At 71.4% G+C, this 1,552-nt stretch carries 1 protein-coding gene and 2 pseudogenes; all 3 read left to right on the top strand.

All coding sequences use genetic code 11. The features are described 5' to 3' along the window. A pseudogene (locus R1101_RS28375) lies at positions 1–211 on the top strand (ABC transporter ATP-binding protein); the annotation flags it as partial. Next, positions 208–717 (top strand): annotated as a pseudogene (locus tag R1101_RS31230) (ABC transporter permease); the annotation flags it as partial. The pseudogenes R1101_RS28375 and R1101_RS31230, both read left to right, overlap by 4 nt. A 323-nt stretch (positions 718–1,040) precedes the next feature. After that, positions 1,041–1,552: FtsX-like permease family protein (locus R1101_RS29340; RefSeq protein WP_157179204.1), on the top strand; the 512-nt coding region annotated here is incomplete at its 3' end.

Raw genomic sequence — 1,552 nt, 5'->3', positions numbered from 1 at the left:
GGAAGTGCTCTCCCTGTTGCGGTCGAGTGTGCGGGAGACGGGGCAGACCGTGGTGATGGTGACGCACGACCCCGTCGCCGCCTCGTACTCGGACCGGGTGGTCCTTCTCGCGGACGGACGACTCGCGGGCGAGATCGCCGACCCCACCGCCGATACCGTCCTCGGCACCATGCGCCACCTCGGTGCATCCGCGGTGGTGTCGGCGCGATGAGACGGCTCGTTCTGGCGCAGGCGCGCGCCCACCGCGGCCGGTACGTCGCGTCCGCGCTCGCCGTACTCGTCGCGGTGGCCTTCGTCGTGACGACACTCGTGCTCGGCGACACGGTCGACTCGTCGATCACGAAGTCCACCGCCGCTCGCTACGACGGAGTCGCGGCCGTCGTGGCCGAGGGGGAGTCCGATACGGAGCCGGACGATCTGCTCGCCGCGGTCACCGGCGCCCCCGGAGTACGCGCGACGGCGCTGGACGTGTCCGGACCCGTGCACATCGTGGACGAGAACGGCGGATCCGGATACGGCGAGGCCATGTCGGTCGCGGCCGACGAGACCCTGCGCTGGCAGCGACTCCGGGACGGCCGGTGGCCCGCAGGCCCCGATGAGGTGCTCGTCGGTTCGTCGTCCGGGCGAGCGATCGGTGATTCGATGACGATCACCGACGTTCTCGGTACGACGGTACCGGCGAGCGTCGAGGTGGTCGGCGTCGTCGACCTCGACGGCTCCCCCCTCGCGCTGAATTCGCGCACGATCTTCGCCGATGCCGGGCCGGTACGCACGTGGACGGGCGAGATCACGGACTGGGAGGTACGCGTGACCGGGGATCCCGACGTCGTCCGCGACGCCGCGGCGGGCCTGGCGCCGGGAGCAGTGGTGATGTCGGGGGCCGAGCGTGCCACGATGGTCGCCGACTCCTATGTCGGCGATATCGCCTTGTTGCGCAACATCCTTCTGTGCTTCGCGGCGATCGCCGTGGTCGTCGCCGGCCTCGTCATCGCGAACCCTTCGCCGTGTTGCTCGCTGCCCGGACCCGCGAGCTCGCACTCATGCGGTGCGTCGGTGTCACCGCCGTGCAGGTGCGCCGCAGCGTGCGGGGAGAGGCGCTCGTCGTCGGGTTCGTCTCGGCGGTCCTCGGAGTTCTGGCCGGGTACGGCCTCGCGGCGGCCGTTGTCGCCCTCGCTCGTGCGGCGGGCGTCCCGCTCCCGCTGACAGCGATCTCGGTGACCGTCACGACGATCCTGCTCGGCCTCGTGCTGGGAACCGTGGTGACGGTGATCGCCGCGAACGGTGCGGCGCGCGCCGCGACCCGGGTCCCCGCACTCGCGGCGATGCAGCCGCTCGAGACACAGCCCGAACCGATCTCGGATTCCCGTGCCCGGCGCATCTGTGCTGCGCTGGCGATCGCAGCGGGATCGGCGTTGCTCGTGGCCGGCGTCATGACCGCCAACGTGCTCCTCGCGTGCCCCGGAGGGTTGTCGCTCTTCGTCGGGGTGCTCCTCGCATCCCGGCGGACGGTGCTGGCCGCAGTGGGAGCGGTGGGAGATCTGCTGGCCCGATT

The organism is Rhodococcus sp. R1101 (genome assembly GCF_000278445.1).
Lineage (GTDB): Bacteria > Actinomycetota > Actinomycetes > Mycobacteriales > Mycobacteriaceae > Rhodococcus > Rhodococcus gordoniae.
Note: the sequence above shows the minus strand (reverse complement) of the source record. Positions and strands in the feature narration are given on the sequence as shown.